The 21532-nt window shown below is 64.2% G+C and carries 24 protein-coding genes and 1 pseudogene; 3 read left to right on the top strand and 22 right to left on the bottom strand.

What is annotated here, in order from left to right; all coding sequences use genetic code 11:
* Positions 1–27: 27 nt before the first annotated feature.
* Genes IPF76_RS08740 through IPF76_RS08700 form a run of 9 tightly spaced genes read right to left on the bottom strand, consistent with a single transcriptional unit; the run spans position 28 to position 7605 of the window.
* The gene (locus tag IPF76_RS08740; RefSeq protein ID WP_293842833.1) at positions 28–879 is read right to left on the bottom strand and encodes a nucleotidyltransferase family protein; all 852 of its coding nucleotides are present in this window, start codon (positions 877–879) and stop codon (positions 28–30) included.
* A complete protein-coding gene (locus IPF76_RS08735) occupies positions 768–1046 on the bottom strand; it encodes a hypothetical protein (RefSeq protein ID WP_293842857.1) in 279 nt (92 codons plus the stop codon). Before IPF76_RS08735 ends, IPF76_RS08740 begins: the two co-directional genes overlap by 112 nt.
* Entirely contained in the window at positions 1043–1909 is an 867-nt protein-coding gene (locus IPF76_RS08730; RefSeq protein WP_293842557.1) for an HprK-related kinase A, read from the bottom strand. Before IPF76_RS08730 ends, IPF76_RS08735 begins: the two co-directional genes overlap by 4 nt.
* Entirely contained in the window at positions 1906–2148 is a 243-nt protein-coding gene (locus IPF76_RS08725; RefSeq protein WP_293842554.1) for an HPr-rel-A system PqqD family peptide chaperone, read from the bottom strand. Before IPF76_RS08725 ends, IPF76_RS08730 begins: the two co-directional genes overlap by 4 nt.
* Positions 2149–2179: 31 nt before the next feature.
* Positions 2180–2626 (bottom strand): MarR family transcriptional regulator, encoded by a 447-nt coding sequence (locus tag IPF76_RS08720; RefSeq protein WP_293842551.1) that lies wholly within the window; start codon positions 2624–2626, stop codon positions 2180–2182.
* A 36-nt stretch (positions 2627–2662) separates the two neighbouring features.
* Complete coding sequence (locus IPF76_RS08715; RefSeq protein WP_293842548.1) at positions 2663–4732, bottom strand: TonB-dependent receptor; 2070 nt, start codon at positions 4730–4732, stop codon at positions 2663–2665.
* On the bottom strand, positions 4729–5361 hold the full coding sequence (gene maiA / locus IPF76_RS08710; RefSeq protein WP_293842545.1) for a maleylacetoacetate isomerase: 633 nt from the start codon (positions 5359–5361) through the stop codon (positions 4729–4731). Before maiA ends, IPF76_RS08715 begins: the two co-directional genes overlap by 4 nt.
* A 7-nt stretch (positions 5362–5368) precedes the next feature.
* Positions 5369–6397 carry an SO2930 family diheme c-type cytochrome gene (locus IPF76_RS08705; protein ID WP_293842542.1) on the bottom strand — a complete coding sequence of 343 codons (1029 nt, stop codon included), beginning with the start codon at positions 6395–6397 and terminating at the stop codon, positions 5369–5371.
* Entirely contained in the window at positions 6394–7605 is a 1212-nt protein-coding gene (locus tag IPF76_RS08700; RefSeq protein WP_293842539.1) for a parallel beta-helix domain-containing protein, read from the bottom strand. Before IPF76_RS08700 ends, IPF76_RS08705 begins: the two co-directional genes overlap by 4 nt.
* 99 nt (positions 7606–7704) lie before the next feature.
* Here IPF76_RS08700 and IPF76_RS08695 point away from each other — a divergent pair, with 99 nt between their 5' ends.
* Positions 7705–8118, top strand: a complete 414-nt coding sequence (locus tag IPF76_RS08695; protein ID WP_293842536.1) for a DUF2147 domain-containing protein — start codon at positions 7705–7707, stop codon at positions 8116–8118.
* A gap of 144 nt (positions 8119–8262) precedes the next feature.
* Here the strand turns inward: IPF76_RS08695 and IPF76_RS08690 are convergent, their stop codons facing one another.
* The 7 genes and pseudogenes from IPF76_RS08690 to IPF76_RS08660 form a co-directional block, all read right to left on the bottom strand.
* On the bottom strand, positions 8263–8961 hold the full coding sequence (locus IPF76_RS08690) for an amino acid racemase (RefSeq protein ID WP_293842533.1): 699 nt from the start codon (positions 8959–8961) through the stop codon (positions 8263–8265).
* 134 nt (positions 8962–9095) lie between these two features.
* A complete protein-coding gene (locus IPF76_RS08685; protein WP_293842530.1) occupies positions 9096–10580 on the bottom strand; it encodes an NAD(P)(+) transhydrogenase (Re/Si-specific) subunit beta in 1485 nt (494 codons plus the stop codon).
* A gap of 1 nt (position 10581) precedes the next feature.
* Positions 10582–10863 carry a proton-translocating transhydrogenase family protein gene (locus tag IPF76_RS08680; RefSeq protein WP_293842527.1) on the bottom strand — a complete coding sequence of 94 codons (282 nt, stop codon included), beginning with the start codon at positions 10861–10863 and terminating at the stop codon, positions 10582–10584.
* Between the two features lie 165 nt (positions 10864–11028).
* On the bottom strand, positions 11029–11652 hold the full coding sequence (locus IPF76_RS08675) for a fasciclin domain-containing protein (RefSeq protein ID WP_293842524.1): 624 nt from the start codon (positions 11650–11652) through the stop codon (positions 11029–11031).
* 182 nt (positions 11653–11834) lie between these two features.
* Positions 11835–12203: a PH domain-containing protein gene (locus IPF76_RS08670; protein WP_293842521.1), complete on the bottom strand. Its 369-nt coding sequence runs from the start codon at positions 12201–12203 to the stop codon at positions 11835–11837.
* A pseudogene (locus IPF76_RS08665) lies at positions 12203–13319 on the bottom strand (NAD(P) transhydrogenase subunit alpha). The gene IPF76_RS08670 and the pseudogene IPF76_RS08665 overlap by 1 nt, the downstream one beginning before the upstream one ends.
* A 13-nt stretch (positions 13320–13332) precedes the next feature.
* A complete protein-coding gene (locus tag IPF76_RS08660) occupies positions 13333–13533 on the bottom strand; it encodes an aa3-type cytochrome c oxidase subunit IV (protein ID WP_293842518.1) in 201 nt (66 codons plus the stop codon).
* A gap of 155 nt (positions 13534–13688) precedes the next feature.
* Between IPF76_RS08660 and IPF76_RS08655 the strand changes: the two genes are divergently transcribed.
* Together IPF76_RS08655 and IPF76_RS08650 are read left to right on the top strand one after the other, a co-directional pair.
* Entirely contained in the window at positions 13689–15122 is a 1434-nt protein-coding gene (locus tag IPF76_RS08655) for a sigma-54 dependent transcriptional regulator (RefSeq protein WP_293842514.1), read from the top strand.
* Between the two features lie 18 nt (positions 15123–15140).
* On the top strand, positions 15141–15857 hold the full coding sequence (locus IPF76_RS08650; protein WP_293842511.1) for an SDR family oxidoreductase: 717 nt from the start codon (positions 15141–15143) through the stop codon (positions 15855–15857).
* A gap of 5 nt (positions 15858–15862) precedes the next feature.
* On the opposite strand, the gene IPF76_RS08645 is transcribed toward IPF76_RS08650, so the two are convergent.
* The 6 genes from IPF76_RS08645 to IPF76_RS08620 form a co-directional block, all read right to left on the bottom strand.
* Positions 15863–16246, bottom strand: coding sequence for a host attachment family protein (locus IPF76_RS08645; protein ID WP_293842508.1), 384 nt, complete (start codon positions 16244–16246; stop codon positions 15863–15865).
* An 87-nt stretch (positions 16247–16333) separates the two neighbouring features.
* Positions 16334–17464 (bottom strand): dihydropteroate synthase, encoded by a 1131-nt coding sequence (gene folP / locus IPF76_RS08640; protein WP_293842505.1) that lies wholly within the window; start codon positions 17462–17464, stop codon positions 16334–16336.
* 109 nt (positions 17465–17573) lie between these two features.
* A complete protein-coding gene (locus IPF76_RS08635; protein ID WP_293842502.1) occupies positions 17574–18713 on the bottom strand; it encodes a site-specific DNA-methyltransferase in 1140 nt (379 codons plus the stop codon).
* A 368-nt stretch (positions 18714–19081) separates the two neighbouring features.
* Positions 19082–20482: an amino acid permease gene (locus tag IPF76_RS08630; RefSeq protein ID WP_293842499.1), complete on the bottom strand. Its 1401-nt coding sequence runs from the start codon at positions 20480–20482 to the stop codon at positions 19082–19084.
* 65 nt (positions 20483–20547) lie between these two features.
* Entirely contained in the window at positions 20548–21192 is a 645-nt protein-coding gene (locus IPF76_RS08625) for a DUF1275 family protein (protein ID WP_293842497.1), read from the bottom strand.
* 4 nt (positions 21193–21196) lie between these two features.
* Positions 21197–21505: a 4a-hydroxytetrahydrobiopterin dehydratase gene (locus IPF76_RS08620; RefSeq protein ID WP_293842493.1), complete on the bottom strand. Its 309-nt coding sequence runs from the start codon at positions 21503–21505 to the stop codon at positions 21197–21199.
* Positions 21506–21532: the final 27 nt, after the last annotated feature.

Here is a 21532-nt window from a genome sequence, read left to right as displayed (position 1 = left end):
CCGGACAAGCGGTTTTTTTGGGGGGGTCTAAATCCGGTTCTTCCGCCATTTGGTCCACAAATGCTGCGCCAGCATCTTCGGCGGCATCCGCAGCCAGTGCGAACGAATGTAGAAGCCTTGCTCAAGAAGCGGCTGCGTCACTCGGCCCCAATCGTCGCGGGCGAACAAGCGCTGGCGGAACCAACGGTCCTTTCCACCCTGTCCGTCCCACTCTTCGGGTAGCGCTGCGCCGTACACGTCACGCGACAGCCGCGCCGCACGCTGCACCGCACCCTGCAATCCATGCAATCGCGCACGCCGCTTGAGCTGCTCCCAAAACGCCGGATCAGTCGCTGCAAAATCGCGCGTCATCAGATGAAAATCCCACAGATTGCGCAGCCCGCCCTGCAAATCACCATCGGCGAGCATATGCGCGGCGCAGTGGCACGCCATGTCGACGGAATTCAGCACCGCAAAGCCGCCCGCGCCTGTCACCGCGTCGCTGACCAGCGCCAAGGCGTCGGGGGTAATTCGATGCGTGAGCGGCAGGATTGTGTGATGCACGTCGATCATTCGGTCGCGCGACTTGTGGATCAGCGGCGGCAGCTCGTGCATATGTTCGCGGTAATAGAAATCGTCATAGGGGTCGGACTTCACCCATTCCCACCCGGCATTGAGCAAAGCGTTCTCGGCACGGCGGATGTCCGTCGCGAGCACCAGAATGTCGAGGTCGCCGATCTGCCGTCCCGCCGCGCAGGCCATGCCCGCGGCGGCATAGGCGGCGCCCTTCAGCAGCACGAACTCGATCCCGACGGGCGCAAACGCGCGCCGCGCCATCTCGGCCTCCCACAGCGCCTGTTGCTGCGCGACTGCCGCCGCGGCGCGCTGATCGGCGAACAGCGCGGCGACCGTCGGTGGCAGATCGGCCCCTCCACCCGGTGCGCGAGCGTTGCCAGCATCGCCTCGCTGCGCGCCACGCCGATCACGCCATCCCAGTCGCGCGGTGCCAGCCTGGCCGGATTGCGGCGGCCCGCCAGCAGGTCGACGAAGATCTGCACCGCGCTCATTTCGCGGCGCCCGCCCATAATTGTTCGACCAGCGCGATTCCGGTCGCACTGTCGGGGTAGGAAATGCCAAAGGCGGGGGTCTCGCGGACGAAGCGCGTCAGCGCGGCATACCCCACCTCGCCCAGTGCGACATAGTTGGTCGACGCCTCGGTCAGCCGCACGAATGCCTCGCCCTCGCCCATCGGCTCGATCGCCGCTTCGCCTCCAAAGCGCGGGAACAGCAGCAGCGCGGGGCGCGCGGGTTCGTGCATCGCGGCGATGGCTTCGGGCCGGGGGATCAGGTGGCGAATATCGCCCTTGGGCGTGCCCGCCATCAGCAGCCCCAGCCGCGCGGCATCGACCTGCGCCGCGACCGGGGCGATGGCTTCATTCTTCAGGCTGACCGCGCGCGGAAAGGCCAGCGCGTCGCCGCTCACCGGATCGATCAGGGTGAACTCGTCGCCCATCAGCCGCCAGTCGGCCTCCCCGAGCAGCGCCGCGAGCGTCGATTTCCCCGATCCCGATTCGCCCGACATGATCAGCGCGCGGCCGCCCCGCGCGACAGCGCTGGCGTGGAGCAGCATGTGCCGCCGCCAGCCCAGCGCGACCTGCAAATTCATTCCCATCTCGGCGGCGAGCAGCCCCATAGACAGCGGCAGCGGCAGCGCGTCGGGAACGACGAAGTCGCCGCCGATATGGACTGACGGGCGCATCCAGCGTCGCCAAGGCCGCGCCGCGAAAAGCCGCACGGTGGCGTCCGCGGGGCGCGCCTCGTCGTGTGGATAGCCCGCGTACAATCGCGCCAACGCCGCAATCGGCTCAGGCCAGTCGCTGCCGATGCGAAACTGCACCGGGCCGACCGCGATGCGAATGCTGTGCCTCACGCGCGCGCCACCAGCCCCATCGCCGCCAGTTCGCTTAGCCGCTCGGCCAGGATCGGCTGCACCTCCTCCGCGCCGCCGAAGTCGAAGCTCTCGGCGAGCCGCACCGCGACCGTCGCCGCATCGCAATCATCCGCACCCATCGCGTGCAGGATTTCAGGCATCGGCGATACCACCAGGTGCGTCTGCATCGATCGGCGATCAAAAATCGCGGTCAATTCGCCCAGCGGCTCGATGCGCAAAGCACCCGACGGCGCAGCGCGATAATAGGGGTCAGGCATAGTCTTCGGCGGCGGCGGTGAGCTTGGCGAGGATCGCAATCATCGTCGCGCGCTCGGCGGCAGTGATCTTCGATTCGAGCTGCGCTTCACTTGCCAGCGCCGCGGGGACGATCGCATCATACAGCGAGCGCCCGGTTTCGGTGAGCTCCAGATGATGCGACCGGCCGTCGACGGCATGCGCCTGCCGCGCGATCAGCTGGCGCTCCGCCAGCGCCTTCGCCGCGCGGTTGACCGTCACCTTGTCCATTCGCGTCGCTTCGACTAGCTCGCGCTGGGTCTTGGGCTTGCCTTCACCGAGCACCGCCATGAGCCGCCACTCGGGAATCTTCAGCCCGAAGCGGTTCTGATATTCGGCGGCAATCCGTTCGGACAGGGCGTTCGACGCGATCGACAGGCGATAGGGCAGGAAATTGTCGAGGTTGAGTTTTTTGGCGGCCATGGCCTGTTCTTATCGACAATCGCCGTCCTGTGAAGGTCAGAACGACAGCCGCGCGCCGATCCACAGGGTTCGCGGCATCGCGCGCTCGACGATCCCCGCGGACGAGATTGCCGCAGGGACCAGCTCGTCGAAAAGATTTTCGCCGCGCGCCTCGAGGCTGATCGCTTGCGCCAGCCGCCACGACAATCCGGCGTCGAGCGTCAGCGCATCGCCGAGAACCAGCAGGCCCAGATCATCCTCATTCTGTTTGCCGACATAGCGCAGCGTCGCAAACCCCTGGACCGGTCCGCGCGTGTTGCTGCGCAGCGAGACGCTGCCGCCATGCTTTGCGATCTGCGCCGGACGGCGACCGTCGAGCGCCGCCGCGGCGCGCGACGCATCGACCGTCGCATCGGTCAACGCATAGGTCGCGCGCAGCGTCAGAAAATCGATCTTCTGCTCGGCGCTGATCTCGATGCCCTTTGTGTCGATCGCATCGAGATTCTGCCGCTGGTTCAAGTTCGGCGCCAACGTCACATTGGCGATCGCACCGGTCAGATGGTTGACGAACAGCGTCACCGACAGCTTGGTGTCATCCCTGCCCCAATCGACGCCGACCTCACCGCCCCACAACCTTTCGGGCTTCAGCATCTCGTTCGCCGTCGTCACCTCGGCACCGACGCGGAACGGACGATAGAGTTCGTTGAGCGTCGGCAGGCGCCAGCTGCGATAGGCCGCAGCGCGCAGCGACAAGGCATTTTTCGTCCACTGCACCCCGGCCCGACCGCTGCCCTCCCAGCCTTGCCGTGCGGCAAAGCGCAGGTCGGTGATCACCGGACCGGCGATATTGCGTTCGAGCCGATACCCCTCACCCAGCCACCAGCGATCGACGCGCCCGCTGAGTGTCCAGACCAGACCATGGTCGCGGTATCCGGATGTCCATTCGGCAAAAGCGCCGATCGTGTCACTGTCGCCGCCCGCCGTTCGGTGGCGACCGGGAACCGCCCCGGCAAAGAAGAAATCCTCTTCGGTCCGGCCCGTCGTGCGGCGCCAGTCGGCCCCGACGCGCAGCGGGTTGGCGCGGCCGATGACCGGGCGAAATTCGATCCGTGCGCCAAGCCCCGTGGCCGGAACGCGCTGGAACAACGCCGGCGCCACGCTGTTGCGGTTCGCTGCGACGCTGGCAAAGCCGCTCTCGAAATCGCGCAGCTGGACATAGGCGAGCGCGAACAGTTGATTGGTCCGGTGTGGATCGCGGACGAAACGCAGGCTCGCATCGATCCCGTCGACCTGGCTGGTCGTAAAATCGGTCCCACGATCTCGCCGGTCCGAAAAGCCGCGTACGCTCGCCTCGATCCGGCCGCTCTCCCCCGTGTCGAAGCGCATTCGCACGCCGAGCCCGCCCTGCTCGAAGGGCGCGGCGCGATCGACGCTGCCGCGCTGGCCCTTCGCAATCGGGATAAAGCCGTCGCCGCGGCCGTAGCGCCCGTCGACCGCGACCTCGCCGCCGCCCAGTCCCCCGCCGACCGAAGCCGACGCATCCCAGCTATCGCGGCTGCCATAGGCCAGGCTGGCAGTGCCGCCATAGGTCAGATCGGAATTGAGCCCGATGGTTCCCGCCAGCGCCCCCGGCCCATCGGCGCCGCTGCCGCCGCCGCGCGTAATCGTCGCGCCGCGCAGGTTGATCGCGTCAAATGCGGTCCACGCAACCCAGCCGCCGAACGGATCGGCCTGCGGGATGCCATCGAGCATCACCAGCGCGCGGCTCGACGCATTGCCGCCCAGCCCGCGCAGCGTCACCCCCTGGCTGGTCGGGTTTGCCGAGCGTCCGTCCGATCGGCGGAACTGCACAATCCCCGCCTCGTCGCGCATGCGGTTCTCGATGCGCGCCCCGATGCCGGGGCGCAAATCTTCAATCAGCGTGGTCGACTGCACCGCATCGGCAGATGTCAGCGGCAGTGCGCCCGAGCCACTGACGACAATTTCAAAGCGTTCCTGTGTCGTCCGCGCGCGGCCGACGATAACGTCCTCGCCAGCGTTGTCGATGGGTGTCGCAGTTGCGGCATCCTGCGCCACCGCCGCCGCCGGAATGGCCAGCGCGGCAACCCCCGTCAGCAGACGAATCACGCCGTCTTTACCGCGTCGGGATGCGCGTTCTGAAACGCCTCCAGCTCCATGCACGCCGCGTCAATCGCCACCAGCCGCGGATAATCATCCAGCGGCACCTCGAACCGGCGCGCATTATACATCTGCGGCACCAGACAGCAGTCGGCGATGCTCGGCGTGTTGCCGCCCAGATAGGTCCCGTCACCCGCCATCGCCTCGAGCGCCTCGAAACCCTGCGCGATCCACGTTGCGATCCAGCGGTCCTTGGTCTGTTCGTTCAGGCCAAGATCGCGGGTCAGATATTTCAGCACGCGCAAATTGTTCAGCGGGTGGATGTCGCTCGCCACCACCTGCGCCTGCGCCAGTGCGACGGCGCGCGGCATGGCGTCTTCGGGGATCAGCCGCGGCTCGGGAAAGGCGCGGTCGAGCCAGTCGATGATCGCCATGCTCTGGATAATCGGCTCGCCATCGGCGACGAGCATCGGCACAAAGCCCTGCGCGTTCTGTTCGAGATAGGCGTCGCTGCGCTGCTCACCCGCGATCAGGCTGACTTCGACGCGCTCGTAGGCGAGGCCTTTCAGGTTCAGTGCGATGCGCACGCGAAAGCTGGCCGAGGAGCGGAAATAGTCGTGGAGGATGAGCAGTGTCATGGCCCGCCTAATGCGACGCTTTCGGCATCTCCGCAATCCATTGCCGCAGCAGCGCCGCGCCTTCCTTATGCACCGTCGATCGCCCGAGTTCGGGCATCGCGATACCGGGGTCGGTGCTTTCGAGGCGATAGAGCAGAAAACTGTGCGCGGGATCGCCCGGCGCGATGGCAAAATCCATGCCCCCACTGCCGCGCCCCGCCGCGGTCGGGCGCTTGCCGATGCCGTAATTAACCCCCGCCGGATTGTCGGTCCAGCGCAGGAACAGCCCGCTGTTCGAAGCGCTGCCCGCCGGATTGTGACAATGCGCGCAATTGACGTCGAGATAGGCGCGGGCGCGGTCGGCGACGCTGCCGCTTTTGGGGTCGTCCCACTGCGGCATCGCGGGTTTCAGCGCGGCCGGATTTTCGAAATAGACGCCGCGCAGTTTGGCGGAAGCGGCCGGATCAAGAATGAAATTTCGCGCCTTCGGCCCGATTGGCACGATCTCGCCATTCAGGCTGTGGCATTCCTTGCACTGGTTCTTGTTCGGCACCGCATAACGGATGCTATGCACCTCGCCGTCGGGGCTTTTGAAGGTCACCGGTAGGCGCCGTCCGCCGAGTGCCAGCGTCGCATCCTTGCCGTCGGCGTCCCATATATAGGGCAGCGCCGCCCAGCCCGACGCGCGGCGGATCAGCAGGCGCGTTTCCACCGGGCGAGCAGCATTGACATCGGTCCAGCCGAAGCTTTTGACGAGCACCGTGCCGAGCGGAAAGTCGATTGTCCCGTCGGCCAGAATCTTCGCCTTCCTGCCGACCGGGATCGAGATGAAGCGATGCTTGTCCGTATAATCGCTGAACAGCGGCGCGCGCAGCGCGTAGCCGATGCCGGTCGCGGGCGTTTTCGGGTCGTTGCCGCGAAACAGGCCGAAAGCCGACAGCTTCGGCGGCATCGCATCGCTCTCGACCAGCGCCTGATCGACCCCCGGCAGCGACCCCGCAGCCCCGCCGCTCGCACACAGAAGCGCCGCGGCGAGCGCGGCGAATACGCGTCTCACCGGACCTTCGCCTCCATTGTGTCGGGCAGCTTGATCGTCGGCAACGCCGCGGGCGGCGTGCCCTTCGACAGGTCGGCGGGTGCGGGCTTCGCCTGATCGCGCGGGGTCGCGACGTCGGGAAGATTCAGCGACAGCACCCCCACCTTGTCGAGCACCACCGCATCGCCCGCGCCATCCCACAGCACCGGCGGGATCGATCCGCCAAGGGCCGCCGCTATCTGTGCCCCGCCCTCGAACGCCGGCGCATAGCCCGCCTTGCCATGCTGATTGCCGCGCACCACGATGTCGCGCGGCAGCGGCTGATATTTGGCATCTTTATGCTCGTAACGATAACCGACAATCATCACATTCGCGGTGCCATTGTCAGCAAGCACATTGTCGAAAATCTCGACATGACGATTGGCCATCACCAGCACCCCGGTACCCGTCGGCACGCTCGCGACGATGTTGCCCTTGGGGGCAAAGTTCGGCGTGCTGTTGTCGTTGACGATATTTTCGAAGATGCGAACATTGTGCCCCCCCTGCATCGGCAGGCTGGGCAGGTCGAACACCAGGATGCCACCGGTGTTCTTGGTCGCGATATTGTCGTGGACGTCGGCGTCATAACTGTTCTCGATTTCGATCCCCGCGACATTCTCGGTCGCGATCGAATCGCGGACGACGATATTCTTCGACTGCCCGACATAGATGCCGGCATCCGACGCGCCGCGCACGAAAACGCTGTCGATCAGCACATCGGTGCTTTCGACCGGATAGATGCCATAAGCACCGTTGGTTTCTTTCGGCCCGGCGGTCCATTCGACGCGCAGCTTGTGATAGACGATGCGGTCGGCGCCCTTCGATTTGATCCCGTCACCCTTGGTGTTGAGCACCGCAAAATTGGTCAGATACACGTCGTCGGACGTGACAAGCAGCCCCTCGCCGGCTCCTTGCTGTCCGGTGAAATCGAGGATCGACCCACCCTCGCCCGCTCCGGCACCGCGCACCGTGACGTTGGCGACGTCGAGCGAAAGCCCGTCGACCAGCTTCCACACTCCCGCGCCCAGCTGCACGATATCGCCCGGCTTGGCCAGGATCAGCGCCTCTTGCAGCTTTTCATTGGCGTCGGGCGTTGTCGAACTGACGCTGATCGTCTTGGCGACCGCCGGATGAGCGGCTAAAACAGCCAATACGGCCAGCGTTGCCGCGTGAAAGCCATGGAATCGCATCACTCTCTCCCCTGATTTTGGGAGAACATGCGGCAAGACTTGACGGATGCCAAGCGGGTTGCTGACATGCGTGTAGCTATAAATCGGGGAGAGGTCGCTTTGATTCACAGATATGCATTGGCGCTGGTCGCCCTGATTGCCGTGCCATCGATGGCCGCCGCGCCGGCGCCGATCGCCGGGCGCTGGAAAACCGACGATGGCAAGGGCGTCGTCGTCATGGCGGCATGCGGCAACAAGATGTGCGGGCGGATCGAGCGCATTCTTGTCAAGCAGCCGGCGGGCGGCCAGCTCGACGAACGCAACCCCGACAAAGCCAAGCGCGACCGCAAGGTGACGGGTCTGCAAATCTATTGGGATCTCGTTCCGCACGACGACGGCTGGAAAGGCGAAGGCTATAGCCCGGAGGACGGGCGTTATTACAAAGCGCACCTGCGCGTGAAGGGCGGCAAGCTGACAATGAAAGGCTGTGTCAGCGTATTCTGCCGGACCGTGACGTGGACGAAGATGAGTTAAACCTGTGATCCTCGCTGTGGCAAAACCATGGGGAGGTGGCAGCGCGACGCGCTGACGAAGGAGCTCTGGCGCAAGGTTGTGCCCCATGACCATCCGATTCGCGGACGGTCCCTCTCTCCATGCCTACGGGACAGGGAGGATTATTCAGCCTTCATTCCCCAAAACCCAATCCACTCCAGCTGCGACATGGATCCGCGTCGTGTCGTAAATCGGCAGCACATTGGCGTCGGGATCGACCAACATCACCAGTTCGGTACACGCCAGCACGATCGCCTGAATGTCCTGCTTGGCGATATCGGTGATGAAGGTTTTCATCGTGCGCCGCGAACTTTCGTTCACCTTGCCCTGCATCAGCTCTTCGTAAATGATCCGGTCGATCTCGTCGGCCCGGCTCATGTCGTAAGGCGCGAGGGTCAGCCCGTGGCGGACCAGCCGCTGGCGGAACCAGGCTTCGGTCATGACGTTGCGCGTGCCGATCACCGCCGCCGCCTTGATCCCATCGGCCTTCATCTTCTCGCCGGTCTCGTCGACGATATGGAGCAGTGGGATCGAGATCGCCGCGGCGACATCCTCGGCCACCTTGTGCATCGAATTGGCTGCGATCATCAGCGCGGTCGCACCCGCCGCCTCCAGCCGCTGCGCCGAAGCGATCAGCGCCTCCTTGGCATGCGTCCATTGCTCGGGGGTGGTCAGCCGCGACAGATCGCAATAGTTGAGACTTTCGAGCATGATCGGCGCCGAACAGGCGGTGCCCAGCCGCTTTTGCACGCCCTTGTTGAGGTGGCGGTAATAAAGCTCGGTCGATGCCCAGCTCATGCCCCCGATCAGGCCGATTTTACGCAAAATTCAATCTCCGAATGCTTTGGTCAAAATATCCGTTCGCCCAGAGCTTGTCGAAGGGCCGTACTTTCTTTCGGGAGTCGCGAAAAGAAGGACGGTGCTTGGACAAGCTCAGCACGAACGAAAATGGGTGTAGGCTAGTGTCCGCTGCCATTCAGCGCCTTGACGATGTCATCGGTCATCTTCTTGGCATCGCCGAGCAGCATCATCGTCTGGTCCATGTAGAACACGTCGTTGTCGACGCCGGCATAACCGACCCCGCCCATCGACCGCTTCACAAACAGCACTGTCTTCGCCTTTTCGACGTCGAGTACGGGCATGCCATAGATCGGCGAGGTCTTGTCGGTCTTCGCTGATGGATTGGTCACGTCGTTTGCGCCGATGACGAACGCAACATCGGCTTGCGCAAACTCGCCGTTGATGTCCTCGAGCTCGAAGACCTCGTCATACGGCACATTTGCCTCGGCGAGCAGCACGTTCATATGGCCGGGCATGCGCCCCGCGACCGGATGGATCGCATATTTGACCGTCACGCCTTCTTTCTTGAGCAGATCGCCCATTTCGCGCAGCGCGTGCTGCGCCTGCGCGACCGCCATGCCGTAACCGGGGACGATGATCACCGTGTCGGCTTGGCTCATCAGGAACGCGGCGTCGTCGGCGCTGCCTGGCTTCCAAGGCCGCTGTTCTTTCGACCCGCTGCTCACGGCCGAGGCGTCGGCGCCAAAACCGCCGGCGATCACGCTGATGAAGCTGCGGTTCATGGCGCGGCACATGATGTACGACAGGATCGCACCCGACGAGCCGACCAACGCGCCGGTGATGATCATCGCGGTGTTGCCAAGCGTGAAGCCCATCGCCGCCGCCGCCCAGCCCGAATAGCTGTTGAGCATCGACACGACGACCGGCATGTCGGCGCCGCCGATCGGGATGATCAGCAGGAAGCCGATCAGAAAACTGAGTCCCGTGACGGTCCAGAACACCCATGGCGACTGATCGACGGTAAAATAGGCGACCAGCCCGATAATCGCGGCGAGCGTGCCTAGGTTGATGATATGGCGCCCGGGCAGCATGATTGCCGCGCCCGACATATTGCCATTGAGCTTGAGGAAGGCGATCACCGAACCCGAGAAGGTGATCGCACCGATCGCGATGCCCAGTCCCATTTCGATCCGACTGACCGTGTAAATCTGTCCCGCCGCGTCGGCGATGCCGAAGGCTTGCGGGTTGAGATAGGCGGCGGCGGCGACCGCGACCGCGGCCATGCCGACGAGGCTGTGGAACGCCGCGACAAGCTGCGGCATCGCGGTCATCGCGATCCGCCGCGCCATGACGATGCCGATCACCGCGCCGATCCCAATCGCCACGAGGATTTCGATCAGGCCGATGGCGTCGAGGGCGCCGTCAACGGTAACCGGCGCATGCGTCAGCAGCGTGGTGACCACCGCAATCGTCATCCCCATCATGCCGAAACGGTTGCCGCTTTGCGCCGTCGCCGGGCTCGACAGCCCGCGCAGCGCGAGGATGAAAAAGACGCCCGCAATCAGATAGGCGATGGCGGCCCAAGGGTTCACGGCGAGGCCATGTTCGCCGGTCGCGGCGGAAAGGATCGACTGAAAATCCATCTCAGCGCTCCTTCTTCTTGTACATCGCCAGCATGCGCGCAGTGACTGCAAAGCCGCCGAAGATGTTGATGCTCGCCATCACCACCGCGGCGAGGCCCAGCCATTTCGAAGAGGTCGACCCCGCGGCCGCGCTGGCGATCAGCGCGCCGACGATGATCACCGACGAAATCGCATTGGTGACGCTCATCAACGGCGTGTGCAGTGCCGGGGTCACCGACCAGACGACAAAATAGCCGACGAAACACGCCAGGACGAAAATCGAAAAAATCGCGATGAAATCCACGGCACGCTCCCCTGCTGATTCCGCTTGGCGCACCTCTTGCCGCGCACACGCCAGCGTGTCGACTCCAAAGCAGCCAAAAAGAAAGGCCCGCATCTCTCAAAAATGAGAAATGCGGGCCGATCGGGACATTAAATGTCGTGGCGGCCGTTCGTTCGGCCTGTCGGATTACATCTTCGGTACGAGCACCGCGTCGACGACGTGGATAACACCGTTCGATTGACCCACGTCGGCCTGGGTCACGGTCGCCTTGTTACCGCTGGCGCTGGTCAGGATGATCGAGTCGCCGCTCTGCGTCGCGGTCAGGTCCTGGCCATCAGCCGTCTTAAGCACGGCCTTGCCGCCGCCTGCTTTGATTTGCGCGGCCAGATCGGCGGCCATCACCTTGCCGGGGACGACGTGATATTTCAACACGCCGGCCAGCACTTCCTTCTGCGCCGGACGCATCCAGCCGTCACGCGTCACTGGCGCAACCTGCGAAAAGGCCGCGTCAGTCGGCGCGAATACGGTGAACGGACCAGCGCCCGACAAGGTCTCAACCAGACCAGCCTGCGTCACTGCAGCAACCAGCGTCTTGTGGATCGGCGAGGCTGACGCATTTTCAACGATATTCTTGGTCGGTAGCATTTCAGCGCCGCCAACCGTCGGATTGGTACCGGCCTCGTCGGCGGGCATCATCTCGCCGCCTGCGACGGTCGTGGTTTCGGTCGGAGGCGTTTCAGGATTGCCATTGCAACCCGCGAGCCCCAGTCCGGCCGCGGCAACGGCGGTAAACAGCATAGCGCGCGTCATAAAATTCTCCTTTTGAACCCGCATCATTGAGCGATCGTTCGGTTCGGCGGCGGGCCGCGCCTTTGCGGACCTAGCTACGTCCGCTCCGCCGAATAGACGCACCGCAAGGCGGAATAGTTTCATCCCATCTGGAATACCGGTGCGTTCCAAACCGGATGACTGCCGCCGCCCGAAAAAAGCCTCTATCGCTTGAGCAGCGTTTGCTCGGCCATGATGCGCTGAATGACGCGCGGATCGCTCTTGCGCGAAATCTTGACTTGCAGCGGGTCCGCCGCACCCGACACCCAGATTTTCATATCGGCATCGAGATCAAATGTTCCCGCTGTTTCGAGCGAAAAGCGCACCACCGATCGCCACGGCACCGACTGAAACTCGACCTTCGATCCGATCAGCCCCTGCACGTTGATATAGATCAACCGCTGATCGGTCAGCAGCACGGAATCACGGATCGTGCGGAACGCCGCCAGGATATTTTCACCGGCAATCAACGCGTGTCCAAACTCGGTCGAAGCCGATGAAACGTCCAGATCGCTGGCGCTGAACAATCCCATCAGAGCAGGCGCTCGTTCACCACCTTGCCGCCCTGCGTCAGGCGGATCGCGTTGCCGATTTCCTCGTCGAGCACCGGCTTGCCCGCGTCCTTGTCCCAGAAGGCCGACAGGAAATTGAACAGGTTACGGCTGAACAGCGCGCTGGTGTCGGCAGGCATCAGTGCGGCGATGTTGCTCGCGCCGATCACGGTGACCCCGTGGATGCGCTTTGCTTCGCCGGACACCGACCCTTCGACATTGCCGCCGCTTTCGGCCGCCATGTCGACGATCACGCTGCCGGTGCGCATCGTCGCGAGCTGCGCGTCCGAAATCAGCCGCGGCGCCGGACGCCCCGGGATCAGCGCGGTGGTGATGACGATGTCTTGCTTGGCGATATGCGACGACACAAGTTCGGCCTGCGCCGCCTTATATTCGTCGGACATCTCGGTGGCATAGCCGCCCGCGCCTTCGCCTTCGATCCCGGCGACACTCTCGACAAAGATCGGCTTCGCGCCGAGCGACATGATCTGTTCCTTGGTCGCGGCGCGCACGTCGGTCGCGCTGACCTGGGCGCCCAAGCGGCGTGCGGTCGCGATCGCCTGCAAGCCCGCAACCCCGACGCCCATGATGAACGCCTTGGCGGCGCTGACAGTACCCGCGGCGGTCATCATCATCGGAAAGGCCCGGCCATAGGCGTTCGCTGCTATCAGTACGGCCTTGTAACCGGCAAGATTTGCCTGGCTGGAGAGGATATCCATCGACTGCGCGCGCGTAATGCGCGGCATGAATTCCATCGGCAGCGCTTCGATGCCCAGCTTCGCATAGTCATCGACGCGCGCGCTCGCCGAACGGATTGAGCCCCGCTGCCAGCCATGCGCCGTCGGCAAAGCCGCTCAGTCCCTTAGGGTCTGGTCCCTGAATGGCGAGGATGATGTTCGCGCCCTTCAGGACCTCGGCACGGCTGGCGACACTGGCGCCCGCAGCGCTATAGTCGGCATCGGCGACCGAGGCCGCCTCGCCTGCCCCCGATTCGACGGCAACTTCGGCGCCCAAGCCGATGAATTTCTTCACAGTTTCGGGTGTGGCGGCGACGCGGCTCTCGCCGACGGCGAGCTCTTTCAGGACAGCGATGCGCATGCGCGAAGCCCGGTCAGGACGCGATGAGGAGGACAACACCGATGACCACCACTGCGGTGATGATCGAGCCGACCTTAAACAGACTGATGAAACCCGAATAGGTTTCTTGCGCTGCCTTCATTTCCTGTTCCGCCATGACGTGTCCCCTTACGCGTTTGCCCAAAGGGCGCGCGACCGCGCGCCCAGAATCGGCTGTCGCCTTGGTCTTAGCCACGCGCCGCGCCATGCTCAAGGGCCGGGTAAGCGAAAACCGCGGCGCGGCAAAAGCCCAACGGCCTTAATCGCCCCTTTACCGGTGTGGCGTACATCACAGCGCTTGAGCGGATGAATCGGCACTACGACGCCGAACCAAGGGCGGATTCGATAACGATGGCAACGACGCGCGACACGCGAACAGTGATGATCGTCGACAGCGAGCCGGCACAGCAGCGCTTTCTGGCGGCGCTGGTATCGCGCGGCGGCTGGCGCAGCATCATTGCGGCGGACACCGACACCGCGCTCGCCAAGCTCGGCACCCAGGAAGGCCTGGCGCTCGACGCGGTGCTCGTCGATCAGGGCGCGCCTGGCATGGACATGGCCGAATTTGTCGCTGAACTGCGCCGCTGGCGTCCCGCGCTACCGCTCGTCGTCATCACCATGCGCAACGGGGTCGAGGTCGCGGTTGGCGCGATGCGCGCCGGAGCGAGTGATTTCGTCCAGAAACCGATCGCACCCGATCGCCTGCTCGAAGCGCTCGACCGGATCGTCTCGACCAGCGGCCCGCAGGGCGAACTGCGCCCGCTGACTGAAAAACTCCGCGCCCCGCTCGCCTTTGAAGAAATCATCGGATCGAGCCCCAATTTCCGCAGCGCGCTCGCGATCGCCGCCAAGGCGGCGCGCGCTCGCGTGCCAGTGATGATCAACGGCCGCCCCGGTACCGGCAAAGAAGTCTTCGCCCGCGCCATCCACAGCGCCAGCCCCCGCGCCCGCGGTGCGCTGGTAATGGTCGATTGTTCGGCGGTCTCGCCCGGCCTCATCGGGTCGGGCCTGTTCGGCCACGAGCGCGGCGCCTTTGCCGGCGCCTTCGACCGCCAGGTCGGGCGGCTCGTCCAGGCCGACGGCGGCAGCGTCATCATCGACCATGTCGAATGCATCCCGCTCGAAACCCAAGCCAAGCTGGTCGAATTTTTGAGCAGTGGCGAAGTGCAGATGATCGGCGGCACGATCCGCCAGAGCGTCGACGTCCGCATCATCGCGACCAGCACCAGCCCGCTCGAAAAGCTGATCGAGGCCGGGCATTTCCGCGAAGATCTGTTTTACGCGCTGTCGAGCGCGCAATTCACATTGCCGTCGCTCTCGGAACGCCGCGGCGATGTTGGCCCGCTCGCGCGCCACCTGCTGGCGCGCATCGGCGGCCTGCCCGGCATGGGGCCGATCGGCATCACCGACGACGCGCTGCGCCTGCTCGCCGCCTATGCCTGGCCCGGCAATGTCCGCCAGTTGCAGGACGTGCTGTTCCGCGCCGCGGTCGGCAGCAAGACCGACGTGCTGACCAGCGCCGACTTCCACGCAATCGAGGCGACGCTTGGCGGCGGGAGCTTGACCGGCGAAGGCGAAATCGCGATCAACGGCGAAGCCATCGGGGTGACCCTCTATCTTCCCGACGGAAACTTGCGCCCGCTCGAAGAAATCGAGGCTGACGTCATCCGCCTCGCCATCGGCCATTATCGCGGCCGGATGAGCGAAGTCGCCCGCCGCCTCGGCATCGGGCGTTCGACGCTTTATCGCAAGCTCAGCGATCTCGGGATCGACACCGCCGCCTGACGACGATATTTTGCGGCAATGACCTCTGATTTTTCCGGAAGAACCGCGCTTGTCACGGGCGATGCCTCGGGGATTGGGCTCGCGGTCGCAAACGCCTTGCGCGCCGCGGGCGCCACCGTGATCGGCATCGATCGCAGCCGCAGCGACGACGTTGCCGACCCCGAAACGTGGCTCAAACGCGCTGACAGCCTCGCCGCGGTCGATCTCGCGGTCGTCAACGCCGGGATCAGTGACGCCGCCGCGATCGTCGATATCGATTTCATGGCGTGGCGGCGCTTGCTGGCCGTCAATCTCGACGGTGCGATGCTGAGCTTGCAGGCCGCGATGCGCGCGATCATGGCGCATGGCCGCGGCGGCGCGATCGTCACCACGGCATCGATTTCGGGGATCAAGGCCGAACCCGGCACCGGCGCCTATGGCGCGTCCAAGGCGGCGCTGATCCAGCTCACCAAGGTCGCCGCCAAGGAAGGTGCGCCGCACGGCATCCGCGTCAACGCGATTGCGCCTGGCGGGGTCGACACCCCGATCTGGGACGATATGCCCTTTTTCACCGATCTGATTGCGAGCGAAGGCTCACGCGACGCCGCAATGACAGCGATGGCCAAAATGGCAACGCCGCTCGGTCGCTACGCCACCGCCGAAGAGACCGCCGCACAGATCTTATTCTTGCTCTCCGATGCCGCCGCCACCATCACCGGCAGCGTGCTGACCAGCGACGGTGGCTACAGCCTCTAGACCCGTCAGGCGTTCGCGATCGATTTCAAAATATCGTCGGTCGACTGGCTGGTCAGCGTTTTGGCAATCTCGCCGACCAACGCCGCTTCCAATGACTTGTGGTACTGCTTGCGCATCTCGCCCAGCGTGCTGGGATCGGCAATCACGACCAGATCCTTGATCTTGTTCGACAGCACCGCGGCATTCAAAGCCGACGCGACCGATGCAGCATGGCCCGCTTCCTCATTCTGGCGCGGAGAATCGCCCTGTCCGGCGTTGTGCGCCGATTCATCGCTTGTCGGCAGGTCGACCGCTTTCAGGCTCGGTTCCTGTTCGGTGCCGCTGTTGCGGAATAGCTGAAACTGGGTGCCGTCGGCGACGGCGACATGCGAGCCGGAGGGAAGTTGCATAATATCTCCTGTGGGGATTGACGCCGCGCTGGCGCCCGTGGTCTCCGGAGATACGCGGGAGTTCGGCGAGGGTTGCCTCGGCGCGCCTCAGCCGGTGAGCGCCGCGTCGCGCAGCCCGCGCCACATGCGCAGCGCCTGCCGGTTCTCGGCGATGTCATGGACGCGCAGCAATTGCGCGCCCTGCGCCGCCGCTTGATAATGCAGCGCGACCGTGCCGCCGAGCCGCTGGTCGGCGTGTGCCTCATTGTCGAGCGCACCGATCATCCGCTTGCGGCTGGCCCCGAACAGGATCGGGCAGCCCAATGTGTGAAACAGGGCAAGGCCGTTGATGAGCGCCAGATTGTCCGCGACGCTTTTGCCGAATCCCAGCCCGGGATCGACGATGATCCGGGCGGGATCGATCCCCGCCGTGATGCACGCTGATACCCGCGCGGCGAGCATGTCGTACACGTCGAACAGGATATGCGCATATGCACCGCCGTCGTGCGGATCGCTCTTTGCCGATGGCGCATGCATCAGCACGACCGGACACCCCGCGCGCACGACCACATCCATCGCGCGGTCGTCATAACGCAGCGCGGAGATATCGTTGACGATCCGCGCACCGGCGGCGAGCGCCGCCTCCATCACCGCGGCCTTGCGCGTGTCGATCGATACCGCAACCCCGCCCCGCGAAAGCGCCGCGACGACGCCTTCGACGCGCTTGATCTCGTCGCCATCCCAGACCAGCGGCGCGCCCGGGCGGGTGGATTCACCGCCAACATCGATGATCGCTGCCCCCGCGCTTGCCATCGCAAAGCCCGCGTCAGCCGCCGCTTCGGCATCGACATGTTTGCCGCCGTCGGAAAAGCTGTCGGGGGTGACGTTGAGGATACCCATCAACTGCGGCTCGTTCAACCGCACCGTGCGTTCGCCCAGCTGCAACGCGCCGCGCACCCGCAGAACCGCGATACGCTGCGCGGTTGCTGCCTGCGCCAAACGGTCGGGCATCGCCGCGATCCAGTCGGCCCATTCGGCCACGTTCACCACCGCCGCTTTGACGCTGGCCCCATCGCGCAAACTGATATGCCAAGCGGCAAACCACAGCATCGTGTCGGCAATCCGCAAGCAATCGTCGTCGAGTTCGTGCGGTCGATCGATGAAGCAGGTCGGGCGGCAATAGATGCTTGCAGCTGCGGATGCATTGCCGAAGTCGGGTTTGATTAGCGGTCGGAACATCGGCATCTCCTAATCGTCATGACGAGCAGAGCGAAGCCGTCCGGAGCGGTTTACGCCTACTCTGGATTGCCGCGTCGCTTCGCTTGTCGCAATGACAATGTGAGCAAGATCAAGCCTCGTTGGCCAGCAACCAATCCTGCCGAACTGCATCGATCACGCGCAATTCCTTGCCGTCGTCGACATGCCAGAAGGTCCAGCCGTTGCAACTCGGCGCGCCCTGCACCGCCGCGCCGACCTTGTGGATCGACCCCGCGGGCTGGCCTTCGCAGTCAAGGCTGCCATCGACGCGAACTTTCGCCCTCCAGCGCCGCTTGGCGTCGGTGAGCTGCGTTCCCGGCGCAATCAGGCCGTCTGAAACCAGCATGCCGAACGCGACGCGCGTCGCTGCTTGCGGCGCCATCATCGTCTTGACCGCGCTCTCGTCCAGCGGCAGCGCCATTTCGATGCGTTCCAGCGCGGCAGCGATATAGTCATCCTCGCGTTCGATCCCGATGAAATGCCGCCCCAGCCGCTTCGCGACGGCACCGGTCGTGCCGGTCCCGAAGAAGGGGTCGAGAATGACGTCGCCGGGGTTCGAGCAAGCGAGCAGGATGCGATAGAGCAAGGCTTCGGGCTTCTGCGTCGGGTGAACCTTGGTCCCGCCCTTTTTCAACCGCTCCTGTCCGCCGCAGATCGGGATCAGCCAGTCGCTGCGCATTTGCAATTCGTCGTTCAGCGTCTTCATGGCGCGATAGTTGAAGGTGTAGCGCGCTTTCTCGCCCATCGACGCCCAGATCAGGGTCTCATGCGCGTTGGTAAAGCGGGTGCCCTTGAAATTGGGCATCGGGTTCGCCTTGCGCCACACGATATCGTTGAGGATCCAATAACCTTGATCCTGCAGCGCTGCGCCGACGCGGAAAATATTGTGGTAGCTGCCGATCACCCAGATATTGCCGCCGGGCTTCAGGATCCGCTTCGCTTCGGCCAGCCAAGCATGGGTGAAGCGGTCATAGGTTGCGAGGCTGTCAAACTTGTCCCATTCATCGTTGACCGCATCGACCTGGCTGCCGTCGGGACGATGGAGGTCGCCGCCGAGTTGGAGGTTGTACGGCGGATCAGCGAAAATCATATCGATCGACGCGGCGGGCAGCGAACGCATCATTTCGATGCAATCGCCCTGCAGGATGCTGTCGAGCGGTAGTTCGACGGGCGCCGCTTTCGCCTCCCGCTGCTTTGCCGCCGGGGTCTTTACCCGTTCCATCACACCCATGTTTTGCCCCCGCGCAGATCCGAAAGAAGCCCCTGATGAGTCCGGCGACATCCGCCGTCAAGCGCAGAAGTCTAGGGATTCCGCGTCACTAACTGGTTAACGGGATGAGAACGAAACGAGTCAGACACAGGATATGGAGTCCGCCGCGACTCGCGGACTCAACGGGTGGTGGTGTTGCGGTGAGGACTCAGTGACAAAAATAATTCCTGTTGGTCCTCCCCATGGCTTCGAGTTTAGACCGGGGACATCGTTTTCAGCTGTTCGCAGACATCATTTGCAGGCCTCGCGTTTCATTGGAGATGCCGTGGAGCGATGCCGTTCGAAGGTTTCCGTCCAGTCCGAACGCCCAGTCATAGGGAAGTTCGCAATCAACCAACCACCGCATGCCGCCGGGCGTAGATGAAATAGACCCCCAGCCCGAGGGCGTTCCACACCAGGAACCACAGCTGCGTCTGCGCCGGCAGGCTCAAGAACAGATAGATACAGCCGAACACCGCGATGCCGCCGATCACCCACGGCATCGGGGCGCGGAAGGTGCGCGGGGCGTCGGGCGCGCGGACGCGCATGATCATCATACAGATTGAGACCGCGGTGAACGCCGCGAGCGTCCCCGCATTGGCCAGCGCCGCAAGCTCACCGAGCGGGATGAAACCCGCGAGCACCGCGACGACGAGCGCGGTGAAGATGGTGATGCGCACCGGGGTGCCGCGCGACGACAAGGTTGCGAGGCTGGCAGGGAGGAGCCCGTCGCGCGCCATGGTGAAGAAGATGCGGCTTTGCCCATAGAAGAAGGCAAGGATCACTGTCGGCAGCGCGATGATCGCCGAAACCGCGAGATATTGCGCCGCGAGCGGGCTACCGAGTTCGCGCAGGATCAGCGCCAGCGGTTCGGGGCTGTTGGCGAAGCGGGTATAGGTGATTGCCCCCACCGCGGCGACCGCGACGGCGATATAGATGATAACGCAGACGAACATCGATCCGACGATGCCGATCTTGAGATCGCGGTCGGGATTGCGTGTTTCCTCAGCCGCGGTAGCGATGGCGTCGAAGCCGTAGAAGGCGAAAAAGATGATCGCGGCGGCGGCCATCACACCGCGTTCGACGCCGTCGGGGCCCATATGTTTGGCAAATCCATAGGGGCTGAAGGGTTCGAGATTGGCGGCATTGAAGGCGGGGAGCGCAACCGCCACGAAAAGGATCAATGCGACAATCTTGACGAGGACGAGGACCGCGTTGAGCGTCGCGCTTTCGCGCGTGCCGACCAGCAGCAACCCCGCCACGACAGCGATGATCGCGATCGCCGGCAAATTGACGATACCGCCGAGTTCGGGACCCTGCATCACCGCCATCGGCACGCCCGCCCAGGCCTGAAGCAAGGGCGCCGCATAGCCCGACCAGCCGACCGCAACCGCGCTGACGACCAGCGAATATTCGAGAATCAGGCTCCATCCGACGACCCACGCGATGAGTTCGCCAATGACGACGTAGCTGTAGGTATAGGCGCTGCCCGACGCCGGGATCATCGTCGCCATTTCGGCATAAGCGAGCGCGGCGCAGGCGCAGATCAGTCCGGCAATCGCAAAAGACAGGATCACCGCGGGGCCCGCTTTGTCGGCGCCGACGCCGATGAGGGTGAGGATGCCCGTGCCGACGATCGCGCCGACGCCGAGCGCGATCAGATGCGGCCAGCCGAGCGTCCGAGCGAGGGTGTGTTGTCCCTCGTGCTTCTCCGGAACGATCGGCTTACGGCGCAGCAGGCTGTCGTTCATTCTCGCGGGCTCCCTATTATGACTTTATTTCGGTGGTTTGGAACGGATGACGGGCGATGGCAAGATCACACCGTGACGGTCGAGTCACTCCGCCGGATGATCCAGCCCGCGCGGAGCGCGAGCGCCGCAGCCAAGACGGAGGCGAACGCATAGGCGAGGGGCGCGGACAAGATTACCGCGCGCGCGCCAAGCACTGCGCCGCCGACCAGCGCCGCCCATAGGCCAAGGTGGTGCAGCCACCGGCGGTCGCCCTCCCCGCGCACAACATTGGCGATCTTCTGCCCTAGCTGCACCAACGTGCCGTTCATATAGGCGACACCGACGACCGATCCGTCGTGCCCGTTGGCGAAGCCCATCGCGAGCGCAAGCGACAGAATGGCGCTCCAGCCTTCGCCTTCGAGCCGCAACATCGTAGCAATTCCCAGCAAAATGGTGACGCCGAGCAGAACCGCGGGCGCCCGACGCGCCCCGGCACACGCGCCGACCAACGACCCTGCCACCACGCCCGCCACAAACACCGCGATGATCATGGCGGCGACCAGCGCCGCATGCTGACCGTCCACCAGCCCGACCGCGAGCCGGGTCGCGTTGCCTGTCATGAAGGATGCGAAAAAGCCCGCCGATTCGACAAAGCCTATCGCATCGACAAAACCCGCAAGGATCGCGACCCCGACAGCAAGTATCTGTTGCGAAGGGTCAAAGCGGATCAAGCGCCTAGACCAACCGCTCGATGGCTTCGGCCAGCATTGCATCGCGTTCCGACAGGCCGTTGGCGTCGTGCGTCGTCAGCAGGATGTCGACGCGGTTATACACGTTCGACCATTCGGGGTGGTGATCCATTTTTTCGGCGAGGATCGCGACGCTGGTCATGAATCCGAACGCCTGAGCGAAGTCGTCGAATTTGAAGCGGCGGGTGATTGCGTCGCGCGCGGGTTCGTGCGTCCAGCCGGGGAAACGCGCGAGCAGGGTGCTGCGGGCTTCTTCATCGAGTTTCTGGACCATGTTTCTTCTCCCGCTGGTCAATGTGTCGCACTCGCCATAAGGAAGGGC

The organism is Sphingopyxis sp., from assembly GCF_016704835.1.
Taxonomy (GTDB): Bacteria; Pseudomonadota; Alphaproteobacteria; order Sphingomonadales; family Sphingomonadaceae; genus Sphingopyxis.
The sequence above is the reverse complement of the archived record's forward strand: the minus strand, read 5'-3'. Positions and strand labels throughout refer to the sequence as shown.

Excerpts from the sequence above, each read along its gene's own strand:
- IPF76_RS08670 (WP_293842521.1), bottom strand. The coding sequence starts at position 12,203 with ATGGGATTGTTCAGCGCCAGCGATCTGGACGTTTCATCGGCTTCGACC.
- IPF76_RS08685 (WP_293842530.1), bottom strand. The coding sequence starts at position 10,580 with ATGGATTTTCAGTCGATCCTTTCCGCCGCGACCGGCGAACATGGCCTC.
- folP (WP_293842505.1), bottom strand. The coding sequence starts at position 17,464 with ATGTTCCGACCGCTAATCAAACCCGACTTCGGCAATGCATCCGCAGCT.
- IPF76_RS08650 (WP_293842511.1), top strand. The coding sequence starts at position 15,141 with ATGACCTCTGATTTTTCCGGAAGAACCGCGCTTGTCACGGGCGATGCC.
- IPF76_RS08675 (WP_293842524.1), bottom strand. The coding sequence starts at position 11,652 with ATGACGCGCGCTATGCTGTTTACCGCCGTTGCCGCGGCCGGACTGGGG.
- maiA (WP_293842545.1), bottom strand. The coding sequence starts at position 5,361 with ATGACACTGCTCATCCTCCACGACTATTTCCGCTCCTCGGCCAGCTTT.
- IPF76_RS08720 (WP_293842551.1), bottom strand. The coding sequence starts at position 2,626 with ATGGCCGCCAAAAAACTCAACCTCGACAATTTCCTGCCCTATCGCCTG.
- IPF76_RS08635 (WP_293842502.1), bottom strand. The coding sequence starts at position 18,713 with ATGGGTGTGATGGAACGGGTAAAGACCCCGGCGGCAAAGCAGCGGGAG.
- IPF76_RS08700 (WP_293842539.1), bottom strand. The coding sequence starts at position 7,605 with ATGCGATTCCATGGCTTTCACGCGGCAACGCTGGCCGTATTGGCTGTT.
- IPF76_RS08735 (WP_293842857.1), bottom strand. The coding sequence starts at position 1,046 with ATGAGCGCGGTGCAGATCTTCGTCGACCTGCTGGCGGGCCGCCGCAAT.
- IPF76_RS08655 (WP_293842514.1), top strand. The coding sequence starts at position 13,689 with ATGGCAACGACGCGCGACACGCGAACAGTGATGATCGTCGACAGCGAG.
- IPF76_RS08630 (WP_293842499.1), bottom strand. The coding sequence starts at position 20,482 with ATGAACGACAGCCTGCTGCGCCGTAAGCCGATCGTTCCGGAGAAGCAC.
- IPF76_RS08645 (WP_293842508.1), bottom strand. The coding sequence starts at position 16,246 with ATGCAACTTCCCTCCGGCTCGCATGTCGCCGTCGCCGACGGCACCCAG.